Source organism: Limosilactobacillus kribbianus (assembly GCF_026413145.1).
GTDB classification, from domain to species: Bacteria; Bacillota; Bacilli; order Lactobacillales; family Lactobacillaceae; genus Limosilactobacillus; species Limosilactobacillus kribbianus.
In genome coordinates, this window is the sequence record NZ_JAOVYZ010000099.1 from 1 (window position 1) to 1,474 (window position 1,474).

The 1,474-nt window shown below is 47.4% G+C and carries 9 tRNA genes and 2 rRNA genes; all 11 read right to left on the reverse strand.

Annotation, left to right across the window (positions count from 1 at the left end):
* Window positions 1-307: 307 nt before the first annotated feature.
* Window positions 308-392 (reverse strand) — tRNA-Leu (locus tag OCT58_RS10280).
* Window positions 393-406: 14 nt separating this feature from the next.
* Window positions 407-477 (reverse strand) — tRNA-Cys (locus OCT58_RS10285).
* A gap of 37 nt (window positions 478-514) precedes the next feature.
* Window positions 515-589: transfer RNA gene (locus tag OCT58_RS10290), tRNA-His, on the reverse strand.
* Between the two features lie 16 nt (window positions 590-605).
* Window positions 606-676, reverse strand: a tRNA-Trp gene (locus tag OCT58_RS10295).
* Window positions 677-683: 7 nt separating this feature from the next.
* Window positions 684-766 (reverse strand) — tRNA-Tyr (locus OCT58_RS10300).
* Window positions 767-771: 5 nt separating this feature from the next.
* A tRNA-Phe gene (locus OCT58_RS10305) sits at window positions 772-844 on the reverse strand.
* A 37-nt stretch (window positions 845-881) separates the two neighbouring features.
* Window positions 882-954, reverse strand: a tRNA-Val gene (locus OCT58_RS10310).
* Window positions 955-960: 6 nt separating this feature from the next.
* Window positions 961-1,032: transfer RNA gene (locus OCT58_RS10315), tRNA-Glu, on the reverse strand.
* A 5-nt stretch (window positions 1,033-1,037) separates the two neighbouring features.
* Window positions 1,038-1,129: transfer RNA gene (locus OCT58_RS10320), tRNA-Ser, on the reverse strand.
* 31 nt (window positions 1,130-1,160) lie between these two features.
* A 5S ribosomal RNA gene (gene rrf, locus OCT58_RS10325) occupies window positions 1,161-1,277 on the reverse strand.
* 75 nt (window positions 1,278-1,352) lie between these two features.
* Window positions 1,353-1,474: ribosomal RNA gene (locus OCT58_RS10330) — 23S ribosomal RNA — on the reverse strand; the annotation flags it as partial.

Here is a 1,474-nt window from a genome sequence, read left to right on the forward strand (position 1 = left end):
GACAAAAGAGGTCCAAGAACACTGTCATGCATAAGATAAAAGAACTCCCGATATGATCGACCGTCCAAGGATCGAAGCATATCGGGAATTTTGATTCAAGGCGTGTCGCCACGGCGGGCTTACCGTCCAAGGATCGAAGCATATCGGGAATTTTGATTCAAGGCGTGTCGCCACGGCGGGCTTACGCTTTTTGTCGTTTTCAATCGTTTTCAAAATTGGCAAAACAAAAAGAACCGCAAACCCAATCAATTTTAGGTTTGCGGTTCTTTTAAAATTTAGCTGACTACTTTGTACAAATGTACTTGAATGCCTCCGGTGGGGGTCGAACCCACACTCCCTCAACGGGAACTGGATTTTGAGTCCAGCGCGTCTGCCAATTCCGCCACAGAGGCATCAGCTAACTAAAAGGTGGTAATCGGATTTGAACCGATGATGAAGGTTTTGCAGACCTCTGCCTTACCACTTGGCTATACCACCAAATAGTTACGATTAAGTAATTTTACCTAATCAAAAGGGCGGTAAGTGGGATTCGAACCCACGCGTGCCGGACCCACAAACCGGTGTGTTAACCAAACTTCACCATTACCGCCAAAATATTCAGTTAACAGGGATAGTAGGAATCGAACCCACAATGACGGTTTTGGAGACCGTAGTTATACCGTTTAACTATATCCCTATAAAAATGGAGGAGAGTGGATTCGAACCACCGAACCCGAAGGAATGGATTTACGGTCCATCGCGTTTAGCCAGACTTCGCTACTCCTCCATAAATGGCGCGGGACGGAATCGAACCGCCGACACACGGAGCTTCAATCCGTTGCTCTACCAACTGAGCTACCGAGCCATCGTATGTTTGACTTGATGCAACATAAATGTTGCAATGGAGGATACAGGGCTCGAACCTGTGACCCTCTGCTTGTAAGGCAGACGCTCTCCCAACTGAGCTAATCCTCCAAAAAGTGACCCGTGCGGGATTTGAACCCACGATACCAGCGTGAAAGGCTGGTGTCTTAACCACTTGACTAACGGGTCATTAACGGAGAGTAAGGGATTCGAACCCTTGATACAGGCTTTAACCCGTATACAGCATTTCCAATGCTGCTCCTTCGGCCAACTCGGACAACTCTCCAATATCCAAGCTTTTATTAAAGCTTGCTTTTGCGTGGCAACGTCCTATCCTTGCAGGGAGCGATCCCCCAACTACTTTCGGCGTGTTGAAGCTTAACTGCTGTGTTCGGCATGGGAACAGGTGTATCCTTCAAGCCATCATCACCACACTACCCTCTCGGGTGAGAGCTTGTGCTCTCAAAACTAAACAATATCTTTCTCCTTCAATAAACCTAACCGCTCTCTTGGTTAAGTCCTCGACCGATTAGTAATGGTCCGCTCCATGCATCACTGCACTTCCACTTCCATCCTATCTACCACATCATCTCTGTGGGGTCTTACTTCCTTAACGGAATGGGAAATCTCA